The sequence below is a fragment of the Paenibacillus sp. Y660 genome, from assembly GCF_057221575.1.
This window is the reverse complement of the sequence record NZ_JBXBBJ010000002.1, coordinates 1-26476: the sequence shown is the minus strand read 5'-3', so window position 1 is coordinate 26476 and position 26476 is coordinate 1. Positions and strand designations below refer to the sequence as shown.

At 46.1% G+C, this 26476-nt stretch carries 29 protein-coding genes and 4 pseudogenes; 21 read left to right on the top strand and 12 right to left on the bottom strand.

The window, feature by feature from the left end:
- The first annotated feature begins 35 nt into the window (after window positions 1-35).
- The 4 genes from AC2TDN_RS02930 to gyrA are packed head-to-tail and all read left to right on the top strand — an operon-like array spanning window position 36 to window position 6460.
- Window positions 36-989, top strand: a complete 954-nt coding sequence (locus AC2TDN_RS02930; protein WP_484686966.1) for an ABC transporter ATP-binding protein — start codon at window positions 36-38, stop codon at window positions 987-989.
- Window positions 982-1968, top strand: a complete 987-nt coding sequence (locus tag AC2TDN_RS02925; protein ID WP_482065737.1) for an ABC transporter permease — start codon at window positions 982-984, stop codon at window positions 1966-1968. Before AC2TDN_RS02930 ends, AC2TDN_RS02925 begins: the two co-directional genes overlap by 8 nt.
- 46 nt (window positions 1969-2014) lie before the next feature.
- Window positions 2015-3985, top strand: coding sequence for a DNA topoisomerase IV subunit B (gene parE / locus AC2TDN_RS02920; RefSeq protein WP_484686965.1), 1971 nt, complete (start codon window positions 2015-2017; stop codon window positions 3983-3985).
- 12 nt (window positions 3986-3997) lie between these two features.
- On the top strand, window positions 3998-6460 hold the full coding sequence (gene gyrA / locus AC2TDN_RS02915; protein WP_484686964.1) for a DNA gyrase subunit A: 2463 nt from the start codon (window positions 3998-4000) through the stop codon (window positions 6458-6460).
- Here gyrA and AC2TDN_RS02910 read toward each other — a convergent pair.
- Entirely contained in the window at window positions 6441-6608 is a 168-nt protein-coding gene (locus AC2TDN_RS02910; protein ID WP_482065740.1) for a hypothetical protein, read from the bottom strand. The two genes, gyrA and AC2TDN_RS02910, sit on opposite strands and share 20 nt — an antisense overlap.
- 204 nt (window positions 6609-6812) lie before the next feature.
- On the opposite strand from AC2TDN_RS02910, the gene AC2TDN_RS02905 reads away from it, so the two are divergent.
- Window positions 6813-7217: a MarR family winged helix-turn-helix transcriptional regulator gene (locus AC2TDN_RS02905; protein ID WP_482065741.1), complete on the top strand. Its 405-nt coding sequence runs from the start codon at window positions 6813-6815 to the stop codon at window positions 7215-7217.
- Window positions 7218-7234: 17 nt separating this feature from the next.
- On the opposite strand, the gene AC2TDN_RS02900 is transcribed toward AC2TDN_RS02905, so the two are convergent.
- The 3 genes from AC2TDN_RS02900 to AC2TDN_RS02890 are packed head-to-tail and all read right to left on the bottom strand — an operon-like array spanning window position 7235 to window position 10108.
- Window positions 7235-8509, bottom strand: coding sequence for a CapA family protein (locus tag AC2TDN_RS02900; protein ID WP_484686963.1), 1275 nt, complete (start codon window positions 8507-8509; stop codon window positions 7235-7237).
- Window positions 8499-9242 (bottom strand): RluA family pseudouridine synthase, encoded by a 744-nt coding sequence (locus tag AC2TDN_RS02895; RefSeq protein ID WP_482065743.1) that lies wholly within the window; start codon window positions 9240-9242, stop codon window positions 8499-8501. Before AC2TDN_RS02895 ends, AC2TDN_RS02900 begins: the two co-directional genes overlap by 11 nt.
- The gene (locus AC2TDN_RS02890) at window positions 9242-10108 is read right to left on the bottom strand and encodes a class I SAM-dependent methyltransferase (RefSeq protein WP_484686962.1); all 867 of its coding nucleotides are present in this window, start codon (window positions 10106-10108) and stop codon (window positions 9242-9244) included. The genes AC2TDN_RS02895 and AC2TDN_RS02890 overlap by 1 nt, the downstream gene beginning before the upstream one ends.
- Before the next feature lie 215 nt (window positions 10109-10323).
- On the opposite strand from AC2TDN_RS02890, the gene AC2TDN_RS02885 reads away from it, so the two are divergent.
- Both AC2TDN_RS02885 and araA read left to right on the top strand, forming a co-directional pair.
- Window positions 10324-10509, top strand: coding sequence for a hypothetical protein (locus AC2TDN_RS02885; RefSeq protein WP_482065745.1), 186 nt, complete (start codon window positions 10324-10326; stop codon window positions 10507-10509).
- 182 nt (window positions 10510-10691) lie between these two features.
- Window positions 10692-12182 (top strand): L-arabinose isomerase, encoded by a 1491-nt coding sequence (gene araA / locus AC2TDN_RS02880; protein ID WP_484686961.1) that lies wholly within the window; start codon window positions 10692-10694, stop codon window positions 12180-12182.
- Between the two features lie 331 nt (window positions 12183-12513).
- On the opposite strand, the gene AC2TDN_RS02875 is transcribed toward araA, so the two are convergent.
- Window positions 12514-13302 (bottom strand): hypothetical protein, encoded by a 789-nt coding sequence (locus AC2TDN_RS02875; RefSeq protein WP_484686960.1) that lies wholly within the window; start codon window positions 13300-13302, stop codon window positions 12514-12516.
- A gap of 78 nt (window positions 13303-13380) precedes the next feature.
- Between AC2TDN_RS02875 and AC2TDN_RS02870 the strand changes: the two are divergent.
- Together AC2TDN_RS02870 and AC2TDN_RS02865 are read left to right on the top strand one after the other, a co-directional pair.
- A pseudogene (locus AC2TDN_RS02870) lies at window positions 13381-13509 on the top strand (ABC transporter permease); the annotation flags it as partial.
- 138 nt (window positions 13510-13647) lie between these two features.
- A complete protein-coding gene (locus AC2TDN_RS02865; protein ID WP_484686959.1) occupies window positions 13648-14139 on the top strand; it encodes a hypothetical protein in 492 nt (163 codons plus the stop codon).
- A gap of 131 nt (window positions 14140-14270) precedes the next feature.
- On the opposite strand, the gene AC2TDN_RS02860 is transcribed toward AC2TDN_RS02865, so the two are convergent.
- Window positions 14271-14630 (bottom strand): hypothetical protein, encoded by a 360-nt coding sequence (locus tag AC2TDN_RS02860; protein WP_484686958.1) that lies wholly within the window; start codon window positions 14628-14630, stop codon window positions 14271-14273.
- Window positions 14631-14786: 156 nt separating this feature from the next.
- Window positions 14787-14909 (bottom strand): annotated as a pseudogene (locus tag AC2TDN_RS02855) (LysR family transcriptional regulator); the annotation flags it as partial.
- On the opposite strand from AC2TDN_RS02855, the gene AC2TDN_RS02850 reads away from it, so the two are divergent.
- The 3 genes and pseudogenes from AC2TDN_RS02850 to AC2TDN_RS02840 all read left to right on the top strand — a co-directional run bounded on the left by AC2TDN_RS02850 (window position 14869) and on the right by AC2TDN_RS02840 (window position 16502).
- Window positions 14869-15072: an LrgB family protein gene (locus AC2TDN_RS02850; protein WP_484686957.1), complete on the top strand. Its 204-nt coding sequence runs from the start codon at window positions 14869-14871 to the stop codon at window positions 15070-15072. The pseudogene AC2TDN_RS02855 and the gene AC2TDN_RS02850 sit on opposite strands and share 41 nt — an antisense overlap.
- 149 nt (window positions 15073-15221) lie before the next feature.
- A pseudogene (locus AC2TDN_RS02845) lies at window positions 15222-15758 on the top strand (TerD family protein); the annotation flags it as partial.
- Between the two features lie 105 nt (window positions 15759-15863).
- On the top strand, window positions 15864-16502 hold the full coding sequence (locus AC2TDN_RS02840) for a vWA domain-containing protein (protein ID WP_484687180.1): 639 nt from the start codon (window positions 15864-15866) through the stop codon (window positions 16500-16502).
- An 81-nt stretch (window positions 16503-16583) separates the two neighbouring features.
- On the opposite strand, the gene AC2TDN_RS02835 is transcribed toward AC2TDN_RS02840, so the two are convergent.
- Window positions 16584-17615, bottom strand: a complete 1032-nt coding sequence (locus AC2TDN_RS02835) for an HD-GYP domain-containing protein (RefSeq protein WP_484686956.1) — start codon at window positions 17613-17615, stop codon at window positions 16584-16586.
- Between the two features lie 238 nt (window positions 17616-17853).
- Window positions 17854-18762, bottom strand: a complete 909-nt coding sequence (locus tag AC2TDN_RS02830; protein ID WP_484686955.1) for a LysR family transcriptional regulator — start codon at window positions 18760-18762, stop codon at window positions 17854-17856.
- Between the two features lie 170 nt (window positions 18763-18932).
- Here AC2TDN_RS02830 and AC2TDN_RS02825 point away from each other — a divergent pair, with 170 nt between their 5' ends.
- The 3 genes from AC2TDN_RS02825 to AC2TDN_RS02815 all read left to right on the top strand — a co-directional run bounded on the left by AC2TDN_RS02825 (window position 18933) and on the right by AC2TDN_RS02815 (window position 21163).
- On the top strand, window positions 18933-19541 hold the full coding sequence (locus AC2TDN_RS02825) for an acyl-CoA thioesterase (protein ID WP_484686954.1): 609 nt from the start codon (window positions 18933-18935) through the stop codon (window positions 19539-19541).
- Between the two features lie 179 nt (window positions 19542-19720).
- Window positions 19721-20176 carry a hypothetical protein gene (locus tag AC2TDN_RS02820; RefSeq protein ID WP_484686953.1) on the top strand — a complete coding sequence of 152 codons (456 nt, stop codon included), beginning with the start codon at window positions 19721-19723 and terminating at the stop codon, window positions 20174-20176.
- Between the two features lie 75 nt (window positions 20177-20251).
- Entirely contained in the window at window positions 20252-21163 is a 912-nt protein-coding gene (locus AC2TDN_RS02815; protein WP_484686952.1) for a hypothetical protein, read from the top strand.
- 65 nt (window positions 21164-21228) lie between these two features.
- Here the strand turns inward: AC2TDN_RS02815 and AC2TDN_RS02810 are convergent, their stop codons facing one another.
- Window positions 21229-21525: a hypothetical protein gene (locus tag AC2TDN_RS02810; protein WP_484686951.1), complete on the bottom strand. Its 297-nt coding sequence runs from the start codon at window positions 21523-21525 to the stop codon at window positions 21229-21231.
- 219 nt (window positions 21526-21744) lie between these two features.
- Here AC2TDN_RS02810 and AC2TDN_RS02805 point away from each other — a divergent pair, with 219 nt between their 5' ends.
- A complete protein-coding gene (locus AC2TDN_RS02805; RefSeq protein WP_484686950.1) occupies window positions 21745-22287 on the top strand; it encodes a DUF1697 domain-containing protein in 543 nt (180 codons plus the stop codon).
- 48 nt (window positions 22288-22335) lie between these two features.
- On the opposite strand, the gene AC2TDN_RS02800 is transcribed toward AC2TDN_RS02805, so the two are convergent.
- A complete protein-coding gene (locus AC2TDN_RS02800) occupies window positions 22336-22632 on the bottom strand; it encodes a hypothetical protein (RefSeq protein ID WP_484686949.1) in 297 nt (98 codons plus the stop codon).
- 294 nt (window positions 22633-22926) lie between these two features.
- On the opposite strand from AC2TDN_RS02800, the gene AC2TDN_RS02795 reads away from it, so the two are divergent.
- The 4 genes from AC2TDN_RS02795 (at window position 22927) to AC2TDN_RS02780 (ending at window position 25211) form a co-directional block, all read left to right on the top strand.
- A complete protein-coding gene (locus tag AC2TDN_RS02795; RefSeq protein ID WP_484686948.1) occupies window positions 22927-23892 on the top strand; it encodes a catalase family peroxidase in 966 nt (321 codons plus the stop codon).
- Window positions 23893-23924: 32 nt separating this feature from the next.
- Window positions 23925-24425, top strand: a complete 501-nt coding sequence (locus tag AC2TDN_RS02790; protein ID WP_484687179.1) for a DinB family protein — start codon at window positions 23925-23927, stop codon at window positions 24423-24425.
- A gap of 39 nt (window positions 24426-24464) precedes the next feature.
- Window positions 24465-24869 carry a rhodanese-like domain-containing protein gene (locus tag AC2TDN_RS02785; RefSeq protein ID WP_484686947.1) on the top strand — a complete coding sequence of 135 codons (405 nt, stop codon included), beginning with the start codon at window positions 24465-24467 and terminating at the stop codon, window positions 24867-24869.
- A gap of 147 nt (window positions 24870-25016) precedes the next feature.
- Window positions 25017-25211 (top strand): DUF7002 family protein, encoded by a 195-nt coding sequence (locus AC2TDN_RS02780; RefSeq protein WP_484687178.1) that lies wholly within the window; start codon window positions 25017-25019, stop codon window positions 25209-25211.
- Between the two features lie 103 nt (window positions 25212-25314).
- On the opposite strand, the gene AC2TDN_RS02775 is transcribed toward AC2TDN_RS02780, so the two are convergent.
- A complete protein-coding gene (locus AC2TDN_RS02775; protein WP_482065762.1) occupies window positions 25315-25743 on the bottom strand; it encodes a VOC family protein in 429 nt (142 codons plus the stop codon).
- Between the two features lie 222 nt (window positions 25744-25965).
- On the opposite strand from AC2TDN_RS02775, the pseudogene AC2TDN_RS02770 reads away from it, so the two are divergent.
- A pseudogene (locus AC2TDN_RS02770) lies at window positions 25966-26328 on the top strand (helix-turn-helix transcriptional regulator); the annotation flags it as partial.
- Window positions 26329-26476 lie beyond the last annotated feature (148 nt).

Sequence of the window (26476 nt, the reverse complement as noted above, 5' to 3'; positions counted from 1 at the left end):
ATAGCTGGTACGAAATGCCCCAACAGGAGGAGATCATGATGAAACCCGTTCTATCCGTCAATCGGCTGCACAAAAAAATTCGCGGTAAAACGATTATTCATGACGTAAGCTTCGAAGTGAATGAAGGGGAAATATTTGGCTTCCTTGGACCGAACGGCTCCGGCAAAACGACTACAATCCGGATGCTGGTTGATCTCATAAAACCAACCGCGGGAGAGGTGTATATTGGCGGTTATCACGTGCAGAAGGAACCGGAGAAGGCGTTGGCGCTTGTTGGCTGCATCGTTGAGAATCCAGAGGTGTATGCGTATTTGACCGGCTTCGAAAATCTTGAATATTTTGCGCGAATGATAAAAGGGGTGGATGAGGCCCGCATTTGGGAGGTCATTCGTATCGTTAGGCTGGAGGGGCGAATTCATGAAAAGGTAAAAACCTATTCCCTTGGCATGCGGCAAAGGCTTGGAATCGCGCAAGCGCTGCTGGGCAGGCCAAAGCTGCTTATTTTGGATGAACCGACGAATGGGCTTGACCCAAAAGGAATGAAGGAGCTGCGTGAATTTGTCCGAATGCTTGCGGATCAAGGAATGAGCGTTTTTATTTCCAGCCATCAGCTTAGCGAAATACAGCTTTTATGCGATCGAGTGGCTATTATCAACGGAGGCCTTGTGCTTGCCGAAGGCAAGGTGGCCGATCTTGTAGAGCAGGCGAGCAGCTATGTGATCTGGCAGCTTGATAAGCCGGAGCTAGGCAAGCAGGTGCTTGCGGGCAATCGGGAAATTGTATTTATTAAGCGGGATTCCCAGTTGCTTGACGAGAGTATGCTGGCAAATATGCCGAATGCCTTTATTACTGTTATGGCTGCGGATCAAATACCAGGAAGTGTTGAGCAGCTTGTTGAGCGGCATATTGGGGTGATGTCCGTTCATCAAATAGCGCCTACGCTGGAGGAGCTTTTTTTAACGTTGACGGAGGGTGAAGCAAGTGGTTAGTCTAATGCCGCTCATCCAAAACGAGATGCTGAAAGTGTGGAAGAAAAAAAGATTTTTCGTAATCGTCCTTATTTTGCTTGCGCTTATTCCGATTTTTACTTACGCTGAGCTGAAGGTTGTCCAAAACAACGAAGCAAAATTTGCAGATTGGCGCAATCAAGTACTGCAGCAAATAACCGATTTGGAGAATACGCTCTCAAGCGACCGCATACCGGAAGAGTGGAAACGGAGCAGACGAGCTGCCGTGCAGCAGCTGCAATATTATTTGGATCATGATGTCAATCCAAGCGCTCCAAACGGTGCAACCTTTACTCGAAGCTTTCTCGATAACGCGGTTACGTTGTTTATTCCGATGCTCGTCTTGGCGCTCGGAGCCGATATCGTATCGAGCGAACGGACGTCGGGCACGATTAAAATGCTTCTCACAAGGCCCGTTAAAAGGTGGAAGGTGTTGCTAAGCAAGCTTATTGTGTTAACCTTGTATGTATCGCTTACGATCGTCATAACCGCTTTATTATGTTATTTGCTCTCCGGCTTGTTCTTTGGCTACTCGGGCTGGACGATGCCTGTGTTTACCGGGTTCCAAATGATTGGATCAACAATTGATTCGTCTTATGCGCATGCAGTGCCCCAGTGGATTTATATATGGATGCAATCGGGTTTAGCGTGGTTTTCCGCGATGACGGTTGCGCTGCTGGCTTTTATGGCATCCGTGCTCATTCGCAGCACGACTGCCAGCATGGTCACGATGATGGCAGCTGTCATTACGGGTACGATTTTATCAGGAATGACTTCATCATGGACAAGCGCCAAATATTTGTTCGCCGTGAATCTGAAGCTTACCGCTTATCTGGATGGTTCACCGCCGCCCATAGAAGGAATGTCATTGCCGTTTTCCCTTGCGGTGCTTGCGATTTGGGGCATTGTTGCGGTAGTCTTGTCCTTTGGCGTCTTTACGAAACAGGACATCTTGAATTAAAATAGCTTGAAGATACGGAAACGTGATTACAGATTGGGGGACGCTCATGTCAGAGCAAACAGATCTCTTTGCAAATACAGCGGCCGCAGACAGGAACTACGAGGCCGATGATATACAGGTGCTTGAAGGTTTAACCGCTGTACGCAAAAGACCAGGGATGTACATAGGCAGTACAAGCAGTTCAGGACTGCATCATCTTGTATGGGAAATTGTCGATAATGCGGTTGATGAGCATTTGGCTAAATTTTGTTCGGCAATAGAAGTAACGCTGCACAAGAATGGCGCAGTAACCGTTCATGATAATGGGCGGGGAATACCAACCGGCATGCATAAGACCGGTATACCGACGCCGCAGGTCGTATTTACGATTTTGCATGCGGGCGGAAAGTTTGGCGGCGGGGGATACAAAAAATCCGGCGGCTTGCACGGCGTAGGCGCATCGGTTACGAATGCCTTGTCGGAATGGCTTGAGGTCGATATTTATCGCGACGGAAAAATCCATCGGCAGCGCTTTGAATATTGGGTGGATGAGGCTGGCCGGGAGCATGTCGGGGAGCCGGTTCGAGGTCTCGAGGTAATTGGGACTACGAATCGGACAGGCACGAAGGTTACCTTCAAGCCCGATGGACGAGTCTTCCAGAACGGTACAAATCTAAGCTACGATACGCTTGCCGAACGCCTGCAGGAAATCGCGTTTTTGAACTCTGGCCTAAAGGTATCGATCAAAGACGATCGCAACGGCAAGCAGGATGTGTTTCATTATGAAGGGGGAGCACGTCAATTCGTTCAGTTTCTGAATGAGGACAAGACGGTTCTGCATGATGTGATTCATTTTGCGAGCGAGCGCGATGAGATTGAAGTGGAGGTCGCTCTTCAGTATAACGATGGTTATACCGAGACGATCGCTTCATTCGTCAACTCGATTCCGACGCGCGGCGGCGGTACGCATGAAACCGGCTTTAAAACAGCATATACCCGCGTGATGAACGACTATGCCCGCAAAGCGGCAATGCTCAAGGAAAAGGACAAAAACCTTGAGGGCAATGATTTGCGAGAGGGCATGATGGTCGTTATCAATATCAAAATGTCCGAGGTGGAATTTGTCGGGCAGACGAAGGATCAGCTTGGAAGCTCATCGGCTCGGAGCGCAGTAGATGCGATTGTGTCCGAGAAAATGCAGGTTTTTCTCGAGGAGAACCCGCAAATCGCGCAAATGCTGCTGAAGAAATCACTTCAAGCGTCGAAAGCCCGTGAAGCGGCACGCAAAGCGCGCGAGGAAATTCGCAGCGGCAAGAAAAAAAGCGAGAGCTCGAATCTTAATGGCAAGCTGACTCCTGCGCAGTCAAAAGACTATACGCGCACGGAGCTGTTCATTGTGGAAGGAGATTCGGCCGGCGGTTCTGCCAAGCAGGGGCGCGATTCGAAATATCAGGCGCTGCTGCCGCTTAAAGGCAAGCCGATGAACCCGGAGAAGGCGAAACTGATCGATATATTGAAAAACGACGAATATAAAGCGATTATTTCGGCAATAGGCGCGGGTGTAGGTTCGGAGTTTGCGGCCGAGGAATGCAACTATAATAAAATTATTATTATGACGGATGCGGATACAGACGGTGCCCATATTCAAGTGCTGCTCCTCACTTTTTTCTATCGTTATATGAAGCCGTTAATCGATTTGGGACGCGTATATATCGCTCAGCCGCCATTGTACAAAATTACTCGTAAATCAGGAAAGCTGGAAACGATTCGTTACGCTTGGACGGACGAGCAGCTGCAAAACTATTTGAAGGAATACGGAAAAAATTACGAGCTTCAGCGTTATAAAGGACTTGGCGAGATGAATCCCGATCAGCTGTGGGAGACAACGATGGACCCGGAGAAACGGACTCTATTGCAAGTACAAATCGAGGATGCAGCCAAAGCGGAGCGCAGGGTATCTACGCTTATGGGTGATAAGGTTGATCCGCGCAAGCGCTGGATCGTTGAAAATGTCGACTTTATGGAGTATGAGGAATAGGGGGAATTCTGCATGAGTATGCTGGAACAGTTTTTACCGGCGTTTTTGGAGGAGGTTGTAGGAGACCGCTTCGGACGCTATTCAAAGTATATTATTCAGGATCGTGCCATTCCTGACGTTCGCGATGGTCTAAAGCCTGTGCAGCGCCGTATTCTGTATGCGATGTACGATTCAGGCAACACGCCGGATAAGCAGTACCGGAAGTCGGCTAAAACGGTCGGCGATGTTATGGGCAACTATCACCCGCACGGCGATTCATCCATCTATGAGGGTATGGTTCGGATGGCGCAGCCTTGGAAGATGGGTCATCCGCTCGTTGACGGTCACGGCAACTGGGGCTCGCAGGACGATGATCCTGCAGCGGCTATGCGTTATACGGAAGCACGCTTATCGCCAATCGCGATGGAGCTGCTTCGTGATATCGAGAAAAGAACGGTTCAATTCAAGGATAATTTCGATAATACGACGAAGGAGCCGGTTGTGCTGCCGTCGCGGTACCCTAACCTGCTCGTTAACGGGACCAGCGGCATCTCTGCCGGCTTTGCCACGGAAATACCGCCCCATAACCTGCGAGAGGTTATAGACGCTTGTATCGCGCTTATGGGAAGCCCTGAGCTTACGCTTGAGGAGCTTATGACTTACGTGAAAGGTCCGGATTTTCCTACCGGCGGCATCATCATGGGTGAAGAAGGCATCCGGGACGCTTACGCAACCGGGAAAGGGCGTATTTATATACGTTCCAAAACCGCGATCGAGGAAATGCGCGGAGGCAAGCAGCAGCTTGTCATCACCGATATTCCGTATCAGGTCGTAAAATCCAGACTAGTTACCGCAATGGAAAACATTCGCCTGGAGAAGAAGGTCGAAGGCATCGCAGAGGTGCGTGACGAGAGCGGGCGCAACGGTCTTCGCATCGTAGTGGAATTCAAGAAGGATGCCGATGCGCAGGGCATACTCGCTTATTTGTTCAAGAAAACCGATCTGCAGGTCGCTTACAGCTTCAATATGGTCGCAATCGTGAACAAAACGCCAATGCAGCTTGGACTGAAGCAAATATTGTCGGCCTATATCGAGCATCAGAAGGAAGTAGTGACCTTCCGTACCAAATACGATCTTGAAAAGGCAGAGGATCGGGCCCATGTGGTCGAGGGCCTCGTTAAGGCGCTCAATATTTTGGATGAGGTCATCGCGGCGATCAAAGCGTCCAAGAATCGTGCGGATGCGCAGGCCAACCTTATTGCGAAGTTCGGCTTCACCGAACGCCAAGCGGATGCGATTCTTACTTTACAGCTTTATCGATTAACGAATTTGGAAATTACGACGCTTGAGAAAGAGCTGAAGGAAGCGATGAAGAAGATCGCTTACTTGAAATCGATTTTGGCAAGCGAAAAGAAGCTGATTGGCGTAATTAAAGACGAGCTGCTTGAAATTCAAACCAAATATGGCATTGAACGCCGTTCCGATCTGCGCGGAGAAATCGAGGAGCTGAAGGTCAACCTTGAAGTGCTAGTTACGGCAGAGGATGTTCTCGTTACGCTTAGCCAAGACGGTTATGTGAAACGGACAAGCATGTTATCCTTCACAAGATCAGGCGGGGAGCGGCAAAACGCAGGAGTGAAGGAAGGCGACTTCGTACGAGAGCTGCTTGAGGTCAATACGATTGACAATTTGCTGCTGTTTACGAAGAAAGGCCAATATTATTTATTGCCTGTCCATCAAATTCCGGAATTTAAGTGGAAGGACACGGGAACGGCCATTGTAAACGTCGTTCCAATGCCGAAGGACGATTCGATTGTGAGTGTCATTCCAATTAAGGATATTGCAGCATCGAGCGCTTCGTTGTTCTTCATTACCAAAAAAGGCCAAGTGAAGCGAACGGAGCTTAAGGAATACGCGACAACGAGATCGACTGCAATTGCAGCATGCAAGGTTTCTGAGGGCGACGAGGTTATTCGCGTCGTGCTTAGCGATATAACAAAGCAAATCATGCTCATTACGAAGCAAGGCATGTGCATCCGCTTTGCAGAATCCGAGATTAATCCGATGGGCAGAGTGGCAACAGGCGTAAGAGGCATCCAGCTCAAGGATGGCGATGAGATTATTGCTGCGGAACGAGTTGCTGAGGATGAGGGCGAAGTGCTCGTCATTACCGATATTGGATATGGCAAACGGTCGCTTCTGCTGGATTATCCTATTCAGGGAAGAGGCGGCAAAGGCGTTCAAACGTTCGAGTTCAAAGAAGGCAAGCGCGTGCGTCCAAACGGCGCGTCATTAGTCGGAGCTTATTATTGCAAAGAAGACAAGGAAATCGTGGCGATTACGACATCTGGAGCGAGACTGGTTGCAACCTCAGACAAAGCGCCAATCGAAGAGCGTAAAGCGATAGGCAAGCTCATGTTCCCGGTAGAGAAAAATGATGTGATCACGAATACGCTAGCACGCTCCCTGTTAGATTCTAATCAAAAGGGCGATTAGGCGGGTCAAAACGCTCGATCACTTCCAATATGGCTTCAAGCATGACCCACAATGGTACCAGCTCATCCGGGCGGTCCAGCCATTGTGGGTCTTTTATGATGCCGTAGCTTTTAATTTTTTGCATGATGATCGCTTTTCTTTCGTCCACTGGGTTCACGCTCCTTTCTGTTTAAGCAAAAATAGACATAGCTCTGGGCCTTCGCCACATTGTATGTCTAACGCTGTCATAATGTTCGTTATTGTATCGATTAATATCGCAAATTATTAATTGGGTTAATCTTTAATTCGACATTAAAGACTGATATAATGAATAACAAATAGATGTAAATGGACAGGGAGCGGGTGTGAAGCTATGGTATCTGGAGAATTTACACGATTATGGACGAAGCTTTCGCGTGATTGGAAAAACAATTTGGAGCATTCGCTTGCTCCTTTGACGGAAGGGCAGCTGAATGTGCTCGATCTGCTGCTGCAGAATCAGCCAATGAAACCATCGGATTTGCTACAGTATTTAGCGACCACGCCTGCTGCGATCACTACGCTGCTTGACCGTATGGAGAAAAATGGGCTTATTGAACGCACAAGGGATGATAATGATCGAAGAATCGTTTGGGTCTCGGTATCGGAGAAGGGCAAAGCGGAAGCGGAGCGCGGTACAACGATTCGGACCGAAATGATCGAACAATCGTTGGACCGCATTTCTTCTCATAATCAACAGCTGCTCGTATACTTGCTTGGCAAAGTTGCGAATTTGTAAGTCTGCCGCTAACTCATTTATTTTTTCATGGAATTAAGCCGATTGCGCAGCAAATCGTAATTTTTTTGAAGCATATCGTAATCGGCTTGTGTTAGCAAGGTGTCGCTTGCCGCGGCTATCGTTTCTTCGATTGGCAAAATGCGATAGCGGAATGAACGATCCGGCTTGTAGCGATGCACCCATGTCGGAATCGATTCGATTTCGGTAAGGTCAACGGTACCATCCGTCAAATTTTTACGAACATTTACTTTGAAAATAACCCCGTAATCCTTCGTTTCGCCCCGCTGATTGGAAATGAAATTACCCATAGAATAAATAATAAGTCCTTTTCTTACATGGCCATTCTCTTCTGCTGATTCTACGACCTCGTACGGCTGTACGACATGGGGATGGGAGCCAGCAATAATATCCGCACCCGCTGCGACAAGCGCTCTTGCCAAACGTTTTTGCTCGTCATTGGGTGCAGTCTGGTACTCGGTGCCAAAGTGAAGGGAGACGGTAACGAGATCGGCACCCGCTTCCCGAAGCTTGGAAATATCGGCTTTCATTTTTTGCTCATCGATGAGCGAGACCAGATAGGGCTTTCCTTCAGGAACAGGGATGCCGTTCGTTCCGTAGGTGTACGCAAGCAATCCCATAACAATGCCGTTTTTCTCCGATAATAAGAGACTTTCCGCTTCCTCTTGCGATGAGGCTGTTCCCTTAGACGGAATATTAAGCGCCTTCAGGTTCTCAAGTGTCCGCAGCACGCCAGATTCGCCTTTATCGAGAGAATGATTATTGGCGTTGGTGATCAAGTTAAAACCAGCATTCTTAAGCGCTTCGCCCAGCTCAATCGGTGCATTGAAGGACGGGTAACCGGTATAGCCATACGATACACCGGCAATCGGCGTCTCAAGATTGGCGATGACCCAGTCTCCTTGCTCCAAAATAGGTTTAACCTCTGCAAAAAAAGGATCAAAGTTGTAGCGATTTGAGACTTTGTCATAAGCGCCAGGAAGCTGCGGCGTATGCATCATGACATCGCCTACTGCCATCCACACCGCGTCTGCAAATACGGGCTTTGGCGGCTCCGTCGGTATGGGGGAAGGGGAAGGGGAAGGGGATGGAGAAGGCAAAGGCGATGGCGTGATATCAGCCTGCTCATCCTCCGCTGTTTCAGTGGTCGCTTCCGGAACAGCAGGTGGAGAAGCTCTGTCGGCAATGGACGGCATCAAAAAAATAATGAGCAAACCAATTAAGCTTAATGCCAATAAAACGGCTTGTATTTTTCGGTTTCTTTTACGGTGCATCTGGCGATCGTCCTTCCTGTAAGGCATCGCTTAACATTTTGGAGGCAGTCTCAAGCTGCTCAGAAGACCACCAGGTCCATGCATCCGATCCGCTTGGGATAGAACGGAAGCTGATCCATTCCTTTGTGACTGGATGTGGAGCGGATACCGAGGTTGACCACAACGCGATGTTGCTCATTCCGCCAGCTGGCTTTGCGCCATATTTCAGATCGCCTATGAGCGGACAGCCGATATGCGCCATCTGTGCTCGTATTTGATGCGGTCTTCCCGTATGCAGCTTGACTGCAATTAAGGCATAACGACCGTTAACTGCTGCGACCTCATAATCTAATACAGCTTCCTTCGCCTCATCCGCTGGTTTGTTATAGACAGTGACCTGATTATGCTTATTATCCTTGCGAATATAATGCTTCAAACGGGCTTGAGGCTTGCTTGGGACACCCTGAACGACACACACATATGTTTTGCCAAAATGGCGGCTGCGAACGGATTCGGACAATCTGGAGGCTGCTTTCGAGGTTTTGGCAAAAACCATTACGCCGCCAACCATGCGGTCAAGACGGTGAACGAGGCCGAGAAATACATTTCCCGGCTTGTTGTGTCTTTCCTTTAAATCCTGCTTAAGCAGCGTCAGCATGTCAGCATCGCCTGTGTCATCCTCTTGCGAGAGAATGCCTGGTGGTTTCACGACAGCCAGCAGATGATTATCTTCATATAAAACGGTAATGGCCATTACTTAGACTCCCACCGTCCCAATATACCGCAAGGCAGGTTTAAGCTGGACTTTGTAATCGGCAATCCGATCTCGCCGCAATTAATTTCGCCGCCGTATTTGGCATTCATCGTCATATGCAGCAGGTTGTGCAGCACGGAAGGCGATAGGCCGGTTGTATAGGAGTTGATGAGCAGAAACAGAGGATTGTCGGATAGAATAGACGTACATGACTGCAAAAACGGAAACAGGTTTTCTTCAATCTTCCACGTCTCGCCGTTCGGGCCGCGTCCATAGGAAGGAGGGTCCATAATAATCGCGTCATATTGCTTGCCCCGGCGCTGCTCGCGCTGAACAAATTTAAATACATCGTCTGTTATAAAGCGGATGGGAGCGGATTCAAGCCCAGACAGCTGAGCGTTGTCCTTAGCCCACTGAACCATTCCCTTTGCTGCGTCTACGTGGCATACTTCAGCGCCTGCTGCGGCAGCAGCAACGGTAGCTCCGCCTGAGTATGCAAATAGATTCAGCACGCGGATAGGACGGTCTGCCGATCTGATTTTGTCCATCATCCAGCTCCAGTTAACGGCTTGCTCTGGAAATAAGCCGGTATGCTTAAAGTTTGTCGGTTTAATGTGGAAGTTAAGCTCGCCGTATGAAATCGTCCAACGTTCAGGAAGCGCGGGACTCAACGACCATTGACCACCGCCGGAGTTGCTGCGGTGGTAATGACCGTCTGCTTTTTTCCAAAGACCTGTTTCATTTGCAATTGGCCAAATAATTTGCGGATCAGGACGCCTAAGGGTATAGTTGCCCCAGCGCTCAAGCTTATCTCCGTCTCCTGTATCTATTACCTCGTAATCGACCCATTTATCTGCTATGTACATGTTTTTCGTAACCCTTCCTTGACGTTGTTTTTGTAATATAATAATGTCATCGCTAATTATATCGAAGCTAACACGATGAAGCAATGAAACCGAAGCAAATGGAGCCTGGTATTTATTCTTAAGCAATGGAAAGGTACGGCAGGAATTGCCGTGATCAGCCTGATGATGATGATTTTTTTGAATGCCATCCCTAACAAAAAAGGAGCAACCTTATCATGATGAGCTTTGAATGCGAATGCGGAAATAAGACGTTAATGTTTGCAACCGGAGATCGGGACGAGCAGGGAAGAGAGTATATTGAGATTGAGGACGACGAGCGGTTAACCTTTACGATTGGCGACAAAAGCGTTCTATTTCGCTGTTCCTTCTGCGGCTACACCTATCGTTTGGAGCAAATATAAGAACGGATTTTAATTTTAATAAGGAATGATATTGAAAACCTCAACCTTTCGGTATATGATAAACGTACGTCAAGTTGTATGTACAAGTTCTCCGTAATTCCCGTGATAACTAGCACTAATGTCCGTACAAGTTAATGCGTGCGTTATGCATTTATGCGTATACTTAAGGAGGAACCGATCCCATGTTGCAAGTTAAGCCATATCAATTTTGGTTTGTTACCGGCAGTCAACACTTGTACGGTCCAGAAACATTAGAGGAAGTCGCACAGCATGCACGCATCATTACGGCGGCATTGAATGAAGATTCTGTTTTTACGTCCGAGATCGTATTTAAACCTGTAGTTACAACTCCTGAAGAAATTTATAAGCTTTGTATAGAAGCGAAAGCGGACGAGAGCTGTGCGGGCCTTATCACATGGATGCATACCTTTTCCCCGGCTAAAATGTGGATTCATGGCTTATCGGAGCTTCGCAAGCCGCTGATTCACCTCCATACGCAATTTAATCGCGATATTCCGTGGGAAACGATTGACATGGACTTCATGAATACGAATCAATCGGCGCATGGCGACCGCGAGTATGGCCATATTTTCTCCCGCCTTGGCCTCGAGCGCAAAGTAGTAACAGGCCACTGGGAGGATGGCATTACCCGCTCGCGTATTGCAAGCTGGATGGGTACCGCTATTGCTGTAAATGAAGGACGCCATTTGAAGGTTGCTCGCTTTGGTGATAACATGCGTCAAGTTTCCGTAACAGAAGGCGATAAGGTCGAAGCGCAAATTAAATTCGGCTGGTCGATCAACGGCTACGGCATTGGCGATCTCGTTGCCCGCATGAACGAGGTTTCGGATACAGAAGTGAAGCAGTTGCTGGAAGAGTACAGCGATCTGTACGACATTTCAATGGAGACGCGCGGCAATGCAGCATCTTGGGCATCGATCGGCGAGCAGGCTCGTATTGAGCTTGGTCTTAAAGGGTTCCTGCAAGAGGGCGGCTTCTCTGCATTTACAACTTCCTTTGAAGATTTGCACGGCATGAAGCAGCTTCCAGGTCTTGCGGTTCAACGCTTGATGGAGCAAGGCTATGGCTTCGGCGGCGAAGGCGACTGGAAAACGTCTGCGCTTACCCGTCTGATGAAGCTGATCGCAAGCAACAAAGGTACTTCCTTCATGGAGGACTACACGTATCACCTTGAGGAAGGCAATGAGCTTGTTCTTGGCTCGCATATGCTTGAGGTATGTCCTACGATTGCGGATAGCCGTCCAAAAATCGAGGTTCACCCGCTTGGCATCGGCGGCAAGGCCGACCCAGCGCGTATCGTTTTCGACGGACGCTTCGGTTCAGCGCTTAACGCTTCGCTCATTGATCTAGGCAACCGTTTCCGCTTGATCATTAACCAAGTAGATGCGGTTAAACCGACTCACAATATGCCGAAGCTTCCTGTTGCTCGTGTATTATGGAAGCCGGAGCCATCGCTCCGCGATGCTGCTGAAAGCTGGATCTATGCCGGCGGCGCGCACCATACTGTATTCTCGTATGTTGTAACAACTGAGCAGCTTGTGGACTGGGCTGATCAAGTTGGCATCGAAACCGTTGTCATCGATAAGCATTCGACGGTTCGCGGAATTCGCAATGAGCTTCGTTGGAACGATCTTAGCTACCGAATTCGTTAAGCTCATACCAAGCTCGGAATACCGATGGCCCTCAATTCGATCGGCAATAGCATTGAAAGTATGAATGAGAAATTAGACTATTTAGTCCGCAAAGTCACTTATGGCGTTGGATGATAAAAGATGGGCTGTCGCCGATTTCTGCTCCGTGGCTTGCCATGGGTGAGCCTGGAGATGGGGAGACTTTCGCTTGCCCGCAATATCATGAAGCCAAGCAACCATTGACCTGAATAGAAAAATAGCGGTACAGGAATAGCCCCCTGTACCGCTATTTTTTCACTTCCAAAAGCGAGCTATTTTCCGAGCGAGCATACAGCTTTTGGGACAGCCCCATTTACGATTCGGATGTTTCTTTTTGTATTTTTGCAGGATTGTTAATTTTGTAAGGGATGGAGTGCTTCGTGAGCTTCTTAGCTACTATTTTTCCTTCAAAATGGATCGTATCCCCGATTTCAAGCTCTAATTTTTTGAGCGTGGCGCTATGGCTGGACCATGCTTCCCCTATATCGGCTGCAGGATCGGCGATCGATACCGCTTCATAGATGACCACTTCATCCTCGGTATCTGAGAAATTGTTCGGAACAGTCGTAAAATCTTTGACCGTAGCGGACATTTTAACCTTCTCCTCTGGAAGCTGCAGCTTAGGCGCTTTTTCTTTTTTTGCTTTTCCTTTTAGCGGAGCTGCAGGCTCTGGTTCAGGCTCTTGGCGTTTAGCTTCTTCCGCAGGAGAAGCTGTCTCCGTCAGCGGCTCTAGCTCTGATTCAGGCAAAACGAGCTCAACCTCACTGCTCACAATTACTGCTTGCACTTCTAGTTCTGTACCCGAAATCTCCTCAGCGGCAGCCACGTTCTTCTGACCATAATTCGATGCCTGCATTTCCTTCAGATAGGAAGGATGGATGCAATGCTTTTGCTCGTTGTCAAATGCGATAACGGCAGTCATCTTATCGACATGACCCATAATGGTGCAGGGCAGGTTCATCCCGTTCCCTTTGTAGTAAAAAGCTTTGGTCTTCGATGCCTTATCCGACAGCAAGCCCCATTCCTTGCATTTTTCTATGTGCTCTGCTTCGTTTTCGAAGGCAATGTACGTTATTGGCTCAATAATGAAGCTATGTACCATATAATCTCCGCCTTTCTGTTTGTCCCATTATATATTATCATTTTTTTGGATGTAAGTTGGTATCTTTATATTGACGGTTATGGCACGCTGTTTACCGTTTTGCTGCTGGTCGTGTTTTTTGGCACTGCTACGGACAATTTTCTTAATACGGCAAATATCATTAACATTTTGCGCTCGATATCGATCGTTACGATTATTGCCATTGGACCGCTAAAGCTCGGACGGTTTTTTTCTTTTTTGAATAGATCAGTCTTTAGACGGAGTGAAAATCGAGCTGAGGTGCGAGTGTAAGCTTAATCATATGTGTCAAAATGAGGATATATATGCATATGGGGGGCTATCGCATTGAAAGAAATAATAAGTTACACGGGAATGATAGAGAAACCATATGACGAGGTTGTCAGCTATTTATCTACGATGCCTACAGGACGGATAACGGCAAATCATTTGCCGCTTATCTTGACAGGTGCTAGCGGAAGAGAGGGGGCTTTGCAGGTAAAAGGAGGCCCTCAGCTATTTACGATTTATACAGGCGACGAGTCAACTGCCATTCGTATCGCGTATATGGATATCGATGCTGCAAACGGGCATTTTACGGTATTTGGAGGCTGGTGGTACCGCAATGATTATGAGCTTAGTCCGCATGCTAATGGCTGTTTGGTCCGATATTCAATTGGAAATGCAGCATCACCGCTCAGCAGCTGGCTTGTTCCATTATTAAAGGATTACCGCGGCTATAAGAATGAGAAACGGACCGGACGAATGATGAGGGCTTTTGACGATTGGGTGGCTGTCTTAGGTGTTAGATTGCACTGCAAAGCCTATCGATTAGAATAGCTTCGTTTAATACCGAACAAAGAAAGCGGCATAGCCTTAGGGGGCTTATGCCGCTTTCTTTGTAACCTTCCATGCATTGGGAATAAAGAAAGCCGCTGGCCTTAGCCAACGGTTTCACCTACAATGACGGTTTAATAACAATAAAATCGCTCCCAAAGCTTGTAGGAATCGCCTTTGTTCTTATCCCACCAACAGATGTCATCCCACCAGTCATCATCATCCCACCGATCATACCAACCTTTGGAGTCCCAATCTTTATCGACCTTATGCTTATTGGATCGATTGGAATGATTGTTATTCTGTTTATAATTATTATTATTTTGATTGTTGCTGCTATTGCTCTTTGACCCTGAGAACACGGATAAAATATTGGATAGAAAGCTTTTCTTATTTTCTGAAGCTGCATTATTTGATGAAGCGAATGCGGAAGCCGGGAACATACATACGCTTATCAGCAGAGTCAGACATAAGATTTTGTGGAATTTGGGCATGACATCAACACCTCCCCGGACAATAATCAATTACGAACCGATCGTTCGTTATTAAGAATTCTATAATAAAATAGTCCTTTTGTAAACGAAATCTTAAAAAGAATTGGATATATAGGAGGGGGGCTTTAGCCATAGATTTAAGATATTAATAGAAAGCTAAAGCTTGGCAAAACGCTCCTTATTAAACGAAATCCATTCTCTTGTGGCCAAAGAGAGATAGCCTGTCCGCTTCCAAACCATGGCAAGGCGCCAAGGTATGACCGGATCTACGAGTGGAACGGTTGCGCGAGGCGTCCTGTTTGGAACAAGCGCTCATTCGGCCGGCATCAGCAAAGCGCTCGAATATGATGCGGTTACCGGCTCCGTTGCAGGCATTGCGATGATGGTCACAGCCTTCGTTACGCTGCTTGCGACACCTTGGGTGATAGGATTTTTTGGATAGCCAAAGGTGAGCGCCAAGTCCGTTCAGAAGCATAATATTGATATCTCATACGGATTGAATTAATATCGGAGTAGGAGTCATTTTTTGGTATCAATTCGTAGATTCGTATTCATCTGAGCTGAGACTTTCAAATAATAATAATCTAGCATATGAATGGGGCTGGCTGTATGCTGCTTTTAAAAGGACAAAAGATTGACGTTACGAAAGGACGAGCGCTAACTACGATTAGCCTGCGCTTTGGTTGGACGGCGAGTCAATCCTCTATGAGTATTGATGCGGCTGCCTTTCTATTATCGGATCAAAACCGCTGCGAGAGAGATGAGGATTTTATTTTTTATGGCAATCCGATGGCGCGCGATGGGTCTGTGATGCACGTGGAGAATGCCAGCTCTATAGAAAAGGAAGCAGTCACGATCTCTTTGAACCGATTGCCGCAGCAAACTTCAAAAATCGCTTTTACCGTCACGATTCATGAAGGGGAGCGCAACGGTTATTTTATGCAGGATGTGTCAGACTTGTACGTTTGCCTTATCAATAACAGCACGGGAGAAGAATTGTTCCGGTACGACTACGGATCTGAATTTACGAAGGAAACGGCTGTTGTGGTCGGCGAGCTGTATCGATATAACGGTGAATGGAAGTTTAATGCGATTGGCGGCGGCTTTTATGGCGGCTTAGCAGCGTTATGTACAAGCTTCGGGCTAGAAATCGAAGCAGATAACTCGGAAGCTGCCGCTGCGATTGAAGAGGCGGTCCTAACACCGATCGATTTGCGAAAGAAGCTCGTTCAAATGACGTTGGAGAAAAAGAAGCTTACGAACGTCACAGCGAGAGTCGGAATCGTGCTAGATATAACAGGTTCCATGCTGCCGTTATACAAAAATGGAACCGTTCAGGAAGTGGTCGAACGTATTTTGGCTGTTGCCAGCAAATTTGATGATAATGGGACATTGGACGTATGGGTGTACGATACACATTTTAGCCGGCTGCCATCGGTAACGGAACAGGACTTTGGGAACTATGTTCAAAATCAGATTATGAACAACGATGCCATTCATAAGTTTAGCCGCAATAACGAGCCGCCGGTTATGGAGGATGTCATCCGTAAATATACGGTGGAAGAGGATAGTGATACTCCCGTTTTTATTATATTCATTAATGATGGCGGCGTAGTGAAGCCAATCAAGAAGGTCATTTTCAACGCAACGGTTCAACCTATCTTCTGGCAGTTCGTTGGCATCGGCCATTCTGACTTTGAAGTCCTGAGGCAGCTTGATAGTATGGAAGGTCGAATCGTAGATAATGCTAATTTCATTCATCTGGATGATATTGCTGCAGTATCAGATGAAATCTTGTATGATCAGCTGTTAAATGAGTTTCCAAGCTGGCTGAAGGCTGCGAAAGAGAAGCGGATTATTCGATCAACCTAATCCTTTTCAATAAAATGCGGCCAGCAAGTATGACTTGCTGGCCGCAGCCCATTTCAATAGGTATGTACATAAAATACGATTTTAACTTGCAGCTTGTTCGCTAACAAAATCCATCAAAATATCGAGTGCTTCAGCATCGAAATGGATGTTTCTTCCGGCATTCATAATCGTCATTGCTTCTTCATTTGACATTGCCTTCCGATAAGATCGGTTGGAGGTAAGCGCGTCCCAAACATCACACACTCCGATAATGCGAGCTTGCAATGTGATTTGATCGCCATTTAACCCATCGGGATAACCGCTGCCATCCAATCGCTCATGGTGATGGAGAACACCATCTATCACATCCTCAGCATATTGAATGCCGGTGAGCACGCGCACGCCAAGCTCGGGATGCTGTTTCATCGCTTCGTATTCGTCATCGGTCAATCGTCCATCTTTGTTGAGAATATGCTCGGGTATGCCTATTTTCCCAACGTCATGTACGAGGCCTGACCACTTTAAGCTCAGCAGCTCGCGTTCACTCAGTCCCATACGCTCACCGATGATATAGGCAAGCTCCGCAACACGCTGACAATGCCCGCTTGTATATGGATCTCTAATTTCGATGGCCTGCGCCAGCGCTTTGATGATTTCCGTGCCGAACTGTTTGATTTGGTTTTTCGTAGTCTCAATTTCATTGCGCTGCAGCTCAATATCATTTTTCTGCTGAAGGATATCGTTTTTTTGACTGACGATTTCCTTGTTCATTTGTTCCAGCTCGGCATTTTGGAGCAGAATTTTGTTTCTGCTATTTTTTAATGAGGAAAACAATACCCCGGTTAACGCACCAAAAGCGATAAAGAAAAAGATGCGAGTCGTCCAATTATAAGTTAATTGATCTATGTTCATATCAATATTTTGCTGCATCCAAGGTCCTATTGTAATCGCTCCAAAAAAACCAACAACTACACCGCCTTGCCAACCCCAGAACCTTGCTGCCAAAATCGTAGGAAAATAAAATAAATGCACGCATACACCGCTTGTTCCGTTGTTTGCATACACTGCTAACCAACAAGCAGCTAGTAAAGCTATCAATTCTGCAGCACGCTGTACATTTTGCCGAGTACTCATCACCTAAACTCCCTCGTCTGTAAAATATCATCTGTCTCCAAATATGCCTTGTATAGGTTTAAGCCTCCTTTGATTCCTATGATAAGAGGTTCAATTTATTGGATATATATGTCTACATACCTATTTTACTTAAGTGTTGCAAATTATCAACAGTTTAATTTTTTAATATCAATTTTAGACACAAGGTATCGGTTTCATGTGAACGTGTTGCGCAATCTGATAAAGTAGGCAGAAAGGCCTATTCGGGCAGTTCATTATTTGTATTCGGCAGCTCCGATTCCATGAAGCGAATCCATTCTCTGGAGGCAAAGCTCATGTACTTGTCTTTTCGCCAAATCATCGATAATTGCCACGGAATTGATGGCTGAACAACGGCTAAGGATGCGAACCGTTTGGGATCAAGCTGTAGGCATATTCGTTCAGGCAGCAGCGTTATGCCGTATTTTGCAGCAATCATTTCCGTCATAAAATCCCACTGGGAGCTTTCAAATACGACTTTTGGTTCAAAGCCAGCAGCAGCGCATTGGTCTTTGATCAGGTGATGGATCGTAAAGTCCTCTCGAAACATAATAAAAGGCTCTTGCTTCAGTTGACTCATACGGATGGATGGAAGAGAAGCCAGCTTATGCCCGGCATGTACGACAAGCCGCAAATTTTCATTGATACAGGGGAGGACATGATATTTCTCCACATCTTTGACCGGGAGAATGACCATGCTGAAATCGAGATCGCCTTGCAAAATATCCTGCTCTAAGCTTTTTCCGCCTTGTTCAATGACCTGCAGACGAATTTGCGGATAATGGGTCAAAAACTTTTCAATAATGGACGGTAAAAAATAACTGCCTACCATTGGGGGAATGCCGAGTCGAAGCATTCCTTTTTTTAATTTGACGACCTCCTCTAGCTCGCTGGACATACGCTCGAATGATTGGATGATATGCTTGGCAGAACGAAGAATGGTCACGCCGGCATCCGTCAATTCGATCTGTTTGGTGGAGCGGTCGATTAGTTGAACCCCAAGGTCTTCCTCCAGTAGACGTACCATCTTGGATAAAGAAGGCTGGGTGACATGCAGCTTGCGTGCCGCTTGCGTGAAGCTGCCGGCTTCAGCAACGGCGACAAAGTAATTCAAATGTTTAAGATCCATCGGGGCAGCCTCCTTAGTGTGGGCAGCAATCGTTTATATGCAACAGAATGAGGAAGTATAATGAAAAGGAATGAAAACTATTCGATATATGTATTTTACCTATATGTGATTCGGGTGTAAACTTAACGTTATCGAAAAATTTAATAAAGAAAAAAGGTGTTACCATGAACATGTTGGAAAAAATAGCTTTACCCTTGCAAACAAGACCTGCATCAGCTTCACTCACCATAAAAGAGGCTATCGTGCTTCCTCCGGATACGAACCATCACGGTACGATTTTTGGAGGCAAGCTAATGGCTTATATAGATGATGTGGCTACGATTGCCGCAACTAAGCATGCTCGTCGGCCTGTCGTTACGGCTTCAACCGACTCGGTAGACTTTCTTTATCCCGTTAAAAAAGGCGATGCCGTAAGCTTGAACGCATTCGTCACTTGGTCGCATAAAACCTCTATGGAAGTATTTGTGCGCGTCGTGACCGAGGATTTGTTAACAGGCGGACGCAAAGTATGCGCAACCTCTTTCTTGACCTTTGTCGCTCTAGGCGAAGACGACAAGCCGACGGAGGTGCCGGGAGTAATCGCGGAATCGGACGAGGAGCGATTATTGTATGAAACGGCGCCAGAGCGTAAGGAGGCAAGACGGATCCGCAGACAGGAAAGCAAACATTTTGCAAGCTTTATGGGTACGGATCGGGTTGTCAAAGAATCAAGCGCTCATTCCAGGCCGCAGACTTCCGCGAATAAAGGATATGAGTCAGCATGGGGCGTGGATTGGTAGCAATAGGTTGAAATTTGGATGCGAATTAAGATTCAAGCAGGCTGCCGCGGTTTATTCGCTGTGGCCTGTTTTGTTTCGATTCAGCACATAGAAGACATATGCAAAAACTGAAAATAGGGATAACCTGTTGCTGCATATTATGAGTTAAAGTCATTAGTTTCATTAAAAAGGAGTAAGCCATGGACGAAATAGGGAGAATATTAGTGAAGCTTACTGTCGCTCTTTTTTCGCTCCTGTTTATTTTTCCAGCCATTATTTTCTCTGTTCTTGTACTCGGACTAACGGATTCTTGGAAATCAGGAACCGTTATGCTTGTATCATCGTTAATTCTAATCATTATTGTGCGAATAAATAGCGAAATCCAGCCTACACCGCGCCGATTGAAAAAATATGCTGCAAACAGCTGGGAGATAGGACCGGTATCTTTATCTGCTTTTCACAATCAGAATCCACCGCCTTTAAGCGACATCTATCGTGATATGGAGCTTCAGCATGGGGAAGCCGACGTGCTTTACAATATGATCGTTGAAGCAGTGCCAAATCATGAATTCGAGCTTTATCCCTATTATTGCTGCAAATGTGATCGCATGGAGAGCAGGTGCTCATGCAATGAAAATATTACCACCCCATATTAAAGAATATTAATCGCACATTGCCCCTAATATCCGTTAAGATGTGCGAAAGATACAGTATAGGGGTGAGTTGCGATTATGGAAAAGAAACGATGCTTGTTCTGTTCTGAGATCGTGCCAATTGAGGCGAAGGGTGAGCTTGATCATTATTTGGGCTGTTACTGCGCGCCGGACGGCGGTTATAGTCTGTTGAGGGGCAGCTATATTGCGATTAATTCAATTTCGTATCAGAAGAAAAGCAAGCAATTTCCGGTCTTATCCGCATATATTCGGGAACAAAGCGATTGCGGCGAGTTGGTTAAACTGTCAAGCGATGATATAGAATCGATTGTTAATTCTCCGAAAATACCGGTGACCGTTGAAGAAAAGGCTGGTCGTCTGCTTCAATTTTTATATAGGCGCTCGGATGGGCCTTTAGAGCCTGTTGTCATCCATCCGTTATCGCAAAATTATAACTTGACCTATTCGCCGAATTTGCAGGAGCTCGTATACATCATTGAGACGCTGAAAGAGTCGCAGCTAGTCGCTAGGGAAGGGATGACCTTTAAGCTGACGGAGAAAGGGTGGAGCGAGGCAGCAGCTAGAGCTGGAGGCCGGAGATTAAAGTCCTGCTTCGTGCTTCTGCCAGAGGATAGCGAGCTGCGGAACGATTGGCTGGAGAATATCTTCCCGAGAGTCGAGCAATGCGGGTATTTGCCGCGTTTATTTGTTCAATCCGAACAGGATAATCGCGAGCATCATTCGATTTCGGACATTTCGGATAGCAAGCTTATGATTGCCGATTTAACTCATCAATCTGCAGAGGTTTATTTTGCAGCAGGATATGCGCTAGGTAAAAATATTCCGATCATATGGACGGTGAGTCGCAGCGCCGTCGATGATCAGCTCGTCCAAGCTCATCGGATTCGACCCTTTGTGTGGGATACGACGGAAGAATTGGCTTCCATGCTGCAGCAAAGACTCAGCTATAAAGGGACAACTGCTGTCTAATTATAAAACAGCAAAAAACACACGTCATGGATGTGTGTTTTTCTGTTTCATTTGAGCCAAAACATTTAGCTGCACATCGTTGATGGTTTTAAGGCAGCATTGAATGCAGCTCGGTGTTCCCATAGAAAGGAATGAATTTGATTTTGCTCCTCAAAAAAGTACTCGGCATCGTCCACATAATCCTGTCCAAACCCATGTATACTGAAACGGTCCTCCGGGTAGCTCATGAGCGTCCATTGTCCTCCGCGTTTGCGATCGGCAAACACGAAGTAAAACTTTTCGCCGGAAGCATCCCATTGTGCCAAGGAGTTAAAGTTTTCTAAAATAAAAGCAATGTCCGTTTTCTTTTTAATTAGCATCATCCATCTCCTCTTTCTTTCTAAAAATAATTGGAATATTTCCGCCGCGCCTTGCATAGGAACAAAACAAGAATATAGCATTTCGGCGAAAAAGACTGTCAAACGATCGTGGCTTTTTATAGGAGGATTTGACGAATAACGCCGCAGGACTTTCGTTTGTGTACAGGTTATAATAAGGATGATTTCCAATACATCTCCATAAGGAAGAGAGGGAGCACAGGCATGACCATTTATTTTGCGTTATTGCGAGGAATTAATGTCAGCGGTCACAATATGATTAAGATGGCTGAGCTTAAAAAAATGTTCGAAGCGATGGGGTTCGAACGTGTGCAAACCTACATAAATAGCGGTAACGTGATGTTCGAATCGGAGGAAGCAGAGGGCATTCTGGAAGAGAGAATTGAGAGCGAGATCAGCAAAAACTTCGGATTCAATATCGCTGTTATTCTCCGTACGTCCTCAGAGGTTGCAAGCATTATCGACAGATGCCCATTCGATTTTGCAGCGCTGACAGAAGGACAGAGCATTCATCTTACCTTTTTAAAGAAGGCTCCTGCCCAAGAAGTGATCGATAATCTCCCTGAAGTTGAGCTTAATCAAGACGAATACCTCATTGATGGAAGAGACATTTATTTCTTTTACAGCAGAAGCATGCTCGATTCTAATCTCCCCAAAAAATTTCAGAAGCTATTGCCTGCAACGGCCCGCAATTGGAAAACAGTCCTCAAGCTAGCCGCTATGGCAGCTGCTGTGGAGGCTCGCTGAGAAGCATATGTAGAGAGCGCCTTGCTCAGGCACTCCTTTAGAGATGATTTACACGCCAACATCGACGGCAGTTACAGCTGAAACCTTGATATAGCGCGGAGCTCCGTTATCAAGAACGACTACGGATCCATTGCTAAATCCTAAGAAAGTGCCTGTGTGGAAAGTTCCATCAAAGTGAATACGGATATTAGGAGTACCAACACCAATTTGAGACAAGATACGTTGAACATTTCCACCACTTCTGTTTCCGCCGGTTCTGTTACCACCAGTACGGTTGCCACCGGTTCTGTTACCGCCAGTACGGTTGCCGCCAGTTCTGTTGCCACCACTTTTGTTCTTTGGCAATTCGATCATCTCCCTTAATTAGAATTAATAGCATCTTATGGAGATTGATAGATTTATGCTTGTACATTTGTACTGAATCTATGAAAAGGGCCTTTGTACAGGCAATGCTGCTTTATAGATGAAGAAAAGCTGGAGCTGACTAGCAAGGTTATTAACCTTGAGGGCATGCTTCTTTTTTGCCTGATTGATAATGGAGCTATGAGTGTAATTTGCTTGACATTTGGAATAAATACGATGTAATATGATTTTATTAAATTAAATTTTACACAATCCATTAAGAAGAAGATGACTTTAATGGTTGATTTAGGAGATGATGAGATGGAGAAAACAACAAATTCACAAACCAAATTAGCGGAAGAGGCAATCCATGCAATCGAGAAGGTTGCTGGAACCTATCCGCGCCATCGACGCGCTCACGCTAAAGGAAAATGCTACGAAGCTGTTTTCACACCTACGGGCGAGGCCAGTTCCCTAACTACTGCTGCACATTTGCAAACAACACCTGTACCTGCAGTTGTTCGTTTGTCCAATAGTTCTCCAATTCCTGGTTTACCGGACGCTCTTTCACCAGTTAAAGGAATGGCTGTGAAGTTCCAATTGCCTGACGGAAGCACGACGGATCTGGTATCAGCAACGATACCGATTTTCATTGCCAAAACGGCTGAAGCCTTTATTGACTTGCTTAGTTCTATTGAGATCGACCCTGAATCGGGCACCCCAAATCAGGAGAAGTTAAAAGCATTTTTGCAAAGGCATCCTGAGAGCCAAGCGGGCCTTGTAACAGCTAAAGCAGTGCTTGCTCCTGCCAGCTTTGCAACTATCCGCTACCATGCCATTCATGCATTCTTCTTGATAAACAGTGAAGGAAAGCGTCAACCTGTTCGCTATCGCTGGGAGCCGGCTGCGGGTGTAGCGACACTAACCAAAGAAGAAGCTGCAGAGCGCGCTGCCAACTATATGGATATAGAACTGTCTGAGCGTTTAAGCAAATCACCGGTAGAATTCGCCTTGTATCTGCAGATTGGTGAAGAGGGAGATCCTACCGACGATTCAACCGTTGCTTGGCCGGATGATCGCAAAGAAATAATGGTTGGCCGCTTATCCATCACAGCAGAACTGGAAAATCAAGAAGAAGAGTGCGAGGCGCGAGTTTTTGACCCGACTTCTCTTACCGCAGGGATTGAATGCTCAGATGATCCTATTCTTCTATTCCGTAGATTTGCTTACTCAGAATCACATGCTCGTCGCAGTCAAAAATAATTCCTGCCAGAAGGTTGAGGAAAACAACGATGATGTTTAATGAATCCAATCAAGCTTTTGGTGAAGCGCTAGTGAAATCACTAATAGGAGAGCGCGGTCATATTCCAATTGCTAGAGCATTGCCTGATATTACTGCAGAGCTAGCAGGCAAACGAACGGGCGAAGCACCTTACACCATCTATCAGCTATTAAAGCATATGAGCTACTGGCAAAGCTTTTTGTTAACCTTCCTGGAGGGAGGCAAGCCTGAATTGCCATCGCATGTCATGGAGAGTTGGCCTAATGAGGAACGTCCGGAGAATGATGAGGAATGGGCAGCGGTTGTTCAGCATTTTCTAAATGGAGTAGATAAAGCCTGCCAGATTGCTCGAGAGACGCAGCTGGATGAGAAGATTGAACATTTTCCTACGGAAACGAAGGCAGGTATTTTGCGCAATATTGCCTCACATAATTCCTATCATTTGGGTGAAATTGTACTGCTTCGCCGAATAAATGGAGCTTGGCCGCCGCCAGGCGGAGGATACCCTGCATAAGAGTATCGTCCAATTATACAAAAAGGAGCTGCAACCAAAATGGCAAAAACATTTAAAGATATGGTAACGGAAGCGCGGGAGCAAGTACCAGGAGTTTCTTCAAAGCTAGCAAGAGAAAAAATGCTTTCTAACCCTGAGACTTTGGTCATTGATGTACAGGATGCTGTAGATGCTGGGGCATGCGGTCTCATTCCAAGCAGCGCACATATTTCCTTAGGCATGCTGCCCATCCGCGCGGACTTAAGTGTGCCGGAGCATCTGCGGGATCAACGGCTTTCAGACAGAAATCGCTCCATCCTAGTGACATGCGGTGCTGGCGGACAAGCAGCTTTAGGCGCCTACCTGCTTAAGCAAATGGGCTTTCAAGACGTAGCTTATATCGACGGCGGAACAGTTGCTTGGAAAGAAGCCGGATTTGATGTTGAAGAGCTGACCGTTGGATAATAGGCTTCATTATTAGGCTATATATCGCAAATAAAAGGAGCTGCCGGTGTGCAGTTCCTTTTCTTGTTTGCAAACCGTTTTATTTTCCCCAAAAAAATCAATGAATCCACAAGCAGTTGCATTTAGAGTTTGCCATACTTGCATTCGATGCCTATTCTTTTATTGTTGGAGCATTATCAAGCAGTGAAGTTATCTAAATACGACTCGGGGAGCGCGCCACGGTTCCCAGCACGTTGTTCCTACAGGAAAAGTCCGGATATGTTTTTGCCAATGCAACGTTATTCCAGTGCGCTGGAGAACGCTGGCAGAGCTTTTGCAGATTTGACATTCAAGCATGTATGAGGGATGACGAGGAGTGAGTTCGGATAAATAAAAAAGAGTACAGCGCTTTTCAAAAAAAGAAAAGGACTATACCCTATTTTTGAAACTAGCTGTATGGAAACATTTAGAAGTTCATTTCACCATTGTCATAGTTGAATTGCCATTCAATTCCGAATTTATCTTTTAAGCTGCCGTAGCATTTGCTCCAAAACGTTTCTTGAAGCTCCATGACTACATTGCCGCCTTCTTTCAACTTGTGAAATAAAGACTTGAGTTCTTCTACGTCCTCGTGGACGATTGCGAGGCTAATGTTATTTCCTTCAACAAAAGGCATGCCTGGAAAAACATCAGAAAACATCACATTGCTTCCTACGATGTTAAGGCGTGTATGCATAATTAAACTTTTCGCTTCCTCTGGCAAAGGATATTCTGGGCTAGGCGGAGTGTCTCCAAAGGTCATAAAATTTGGTTCTTCTGTTCCGAAAACCTCAGCGTAAAATTCAACCGCTTCACGACAATTTCCATTAAAGTTAAGATACGGATCGACAGCCATTTGTTTCAACTCCTCAATAGTTTAGTATTGATAGGTATATCGCTTTCATATTGTATCATTTACAAGAAATAATTCAAATATACGATTTCATATATATTGTAAATAATCAGGTTGATAGAAGCATCCGTCATGCGTATCATGACCCTTCGTTATTGTGCACCAAATGTCGGATATATGGATGCAGCTTTATGCTAATCTAAGGGTGTGGGAGGGAGGTTTTAGATGAATTCACTTGAGAACATGAACGAAGCATTAAATTATATTGAAGCGAATCTCACTTATGAGATTGACTTTAAAGAAGTGGCAAGGCGAGCTTATTGTTCGGAATACCATTTTAAGAGAATGTTCTCATTCCTTGCGGGTGTCTCGCTATCGGAGTATATTCGCCGTAGACGTCTTACTCTTGCAGCACTCGAGCTGACTAGCAGCAGCATTCGAATAATTGATCTTGCGATTAAATACGGTTACAGCTCACCGGACTCTTTCACACGTGCTTTTCAAAGCTTGCATGGGGTAAATCCTACGGATGCTAAAAACAATGGTCAGCCATTAAAAGCCTTTCCGCGAATGAGCTTTCAATTATCATAGCCTCTCGGAATTAGATGGGGGTTTCCAGTGGTGATGCCAGAATAGTTATGAAATGGCGCTGGAAAATATGGAAGATGAAAACCAGTTTCAAAAAAGGCCAGACTCCACCAATTTTCCAACCGGGCTTTTTTAAAATTAGGCTGCT

What these genes read in the sequence shown, in the direction of transcription:
- gyrA (WP_484686964.1), top strand. Translation starts at nt 3,998, where the DNA reads ATGAGTATGCTGGAACAGTTTTTACCGGCGTTTTTGGAGGAGGTTGTA.
- parE (WP_484686965.1), top strand. Translation starts at nt 2,015, where the DNA reads ATGTCAGAGCAAACAGATCTCTTTGCAAATACAGCGGCCGCAGACAGG.
- AC2TDN_RS02905 (WP_482065741.1), top strand. Translation starts at nt 6,813, where the DNA reads ATGGTATCTGGAGAATTTACACGATTATGGACGAAGCTTTCGCGTGAT.
- AC2TDN_RS02830 (WP_484686955.1), bottom strand. Translation starts at nt 18,762, where the DNA reads ATGGATCTTAAACATTTGAATTACTTTGTCGCCGTTGCTGAAGCCGGC.
- AC2TDN_RS02875 (WP_484686960.1), bottom strand. Translation starts at nt 13,302, where the DNA reads ATGGTACATAGCTTCATTATTGAGCCAATAACGTACATTGCCTTCGAA.
- AC2TDN_RS02795 (WP_484686948.1), top strand. Translation starts at nt 22,927, where the DNA reads ATGGTTGATTTAGGAGATGATGAGATGGAGAAAACAACAAATTCACAA.
- AC2TDN_RS02820 (WP_484686953.1), top strand. Translation starts at nt 19,721, where the DNA reads ATGGACGAAATAGGGAGAATATTAGTGAAGCTTACTGTCGCTCTTTTT.
- araA (WP_484686961.1), top strand. Translation starts at nt 10,692, where the DNA reads ATGTTGCAAGTTAAGCCATATCAATTTTGGTTTGTTACCGGCAGTCAA.
- AC2TDN_RS02835 (WP_484686956.1), bottom strand. Translation starts at nt 17,615, where the DNA reads ATGAGTACTCGGCAAAATGTACAGCGTGCTGCAGAATTGATAGCTTTA.
- AC2TDN_RS02890 (WP_484686962.1), bottom strand. Translation starts at nt 10,108, where the DNA reads ATGTACATAGCAGATAAATGGGTCGATTACGAGGTAATAGATACAGGA.
- AC2TDN_RS02850 (WP_484686957.1), top strand. Translation starts at nt 14,869, where the DNA reads ATGGCAAGGCGCCAAGGTATGACCGGATCTACGAGTGGAACGGTTGCG.
- AC2TDN_RS02790 (WP_484687179.1), top strand. Translation starts at nt 23,925, where the DNA reads ATGTTTAATGAATCCAATCAAGCTTTTGGTGAAGCGCTAGTGAAATCA.
- AC2TDN_RS02900 (WP_484686963.1), bottom strand. Translation starts at nt 8,509, where the DNA reads ATGCACCGTAAAAGAAACCGAAAAATACAAGCCGTTTTATTGGCATTA.
- AC2TDN_RS02840 (WP_484687180.1), top strand. Translation starts at nt 15,864, where the DNA reads ATGACGTTGGAGAAAAAGAAGCTTACGAACGTCACAGCGAGAGTCGGA.
- AC2TDN_RS02895 (WP_482065743.1), bottom strand. Translation starts at nt 9,242, where the DNA reads ATGGCCATTACCGTTTTATATGAAGATAATCATCTGCTGGCTGTCGTG.
- AC2TDN_RS02815 (WP_484686952.1), top strand. Translation starts at nt 20,252, where the DNA reads ATGGAAAAGAAACGATGCTTGTTCTGTTCTGAGATCGTGCCAATTGAG.
- AC2TDN_RS02860 (WP_484686958.1), bottom strand. Translation starts at nt 14,630, where the DNA reads ATGCCCAAATTCCACAAAATCTTATGTCTGACTCTGCTGATAAGCGTA.
- AC2TDN_RS02810 (WP_484686951.1), bottom strand. Translation starts at nt 21,525, where the DNA reads ATGATGCTAATTAAAAAGAAAACGGACATTGCTTTTATTTTAGAAAAC.
- AC2TDN_RS02885 (WP_482065745.1), top strand. Translation starts at nt 10,324, where the DNA reads ATGATGAGCTTTGAATGCGAATGCGGAAATAAGACGTTAATGTTTGCA.
- AC2TDN_RS02775 (WP_482065762.1), bottom strand. Translation starts at nt 25,743, where the DNA reads ATGGCTGTCGATCCGTATCTTAACTTTAATGGAAATTGTCGTGAAGCG.
- AC2TDN_RS02805 (WP_484686950.1), top strand. Translation starts at nt 21,745, where the DNA reads ATGACCATTTATTTTGCGTTATTGCGAGGAATTAATGTCAGCGGTCAC.
- AC2TDN_RS02825 (WP_484686954.1), top strand. Translation starts at nt 18,933, where the DNA reads ATGTTGGAAAAAATAGCTTTACCCTTGCAAACAAGACCTGCATCAGCT.
- AC2TDN_RS02930 (WP_484686966.1), top strand. Translation starts at nt 36, where the DNA reads ATGATGAAACCCGTTCTATCCGTCAATCGGCTGCACAAAAAAATTCGC.
- AC2TDN_RS02785 (WP_484686947.1), top strand. Translation starts at nt 24,465, where the DNA reads ATGGCAAAAACATTTAAAGATATGGTAACGGAAGCGCGGGAGCAAGTA.
- AC2TDN_RS02780 (WP_484687178.1), top strand. Translation starts at nt 25,017, where the DNA reads ATGCCTATTCTTTTATTGTTGGAGCATTATCAAGCAGTGAAGTTATCT.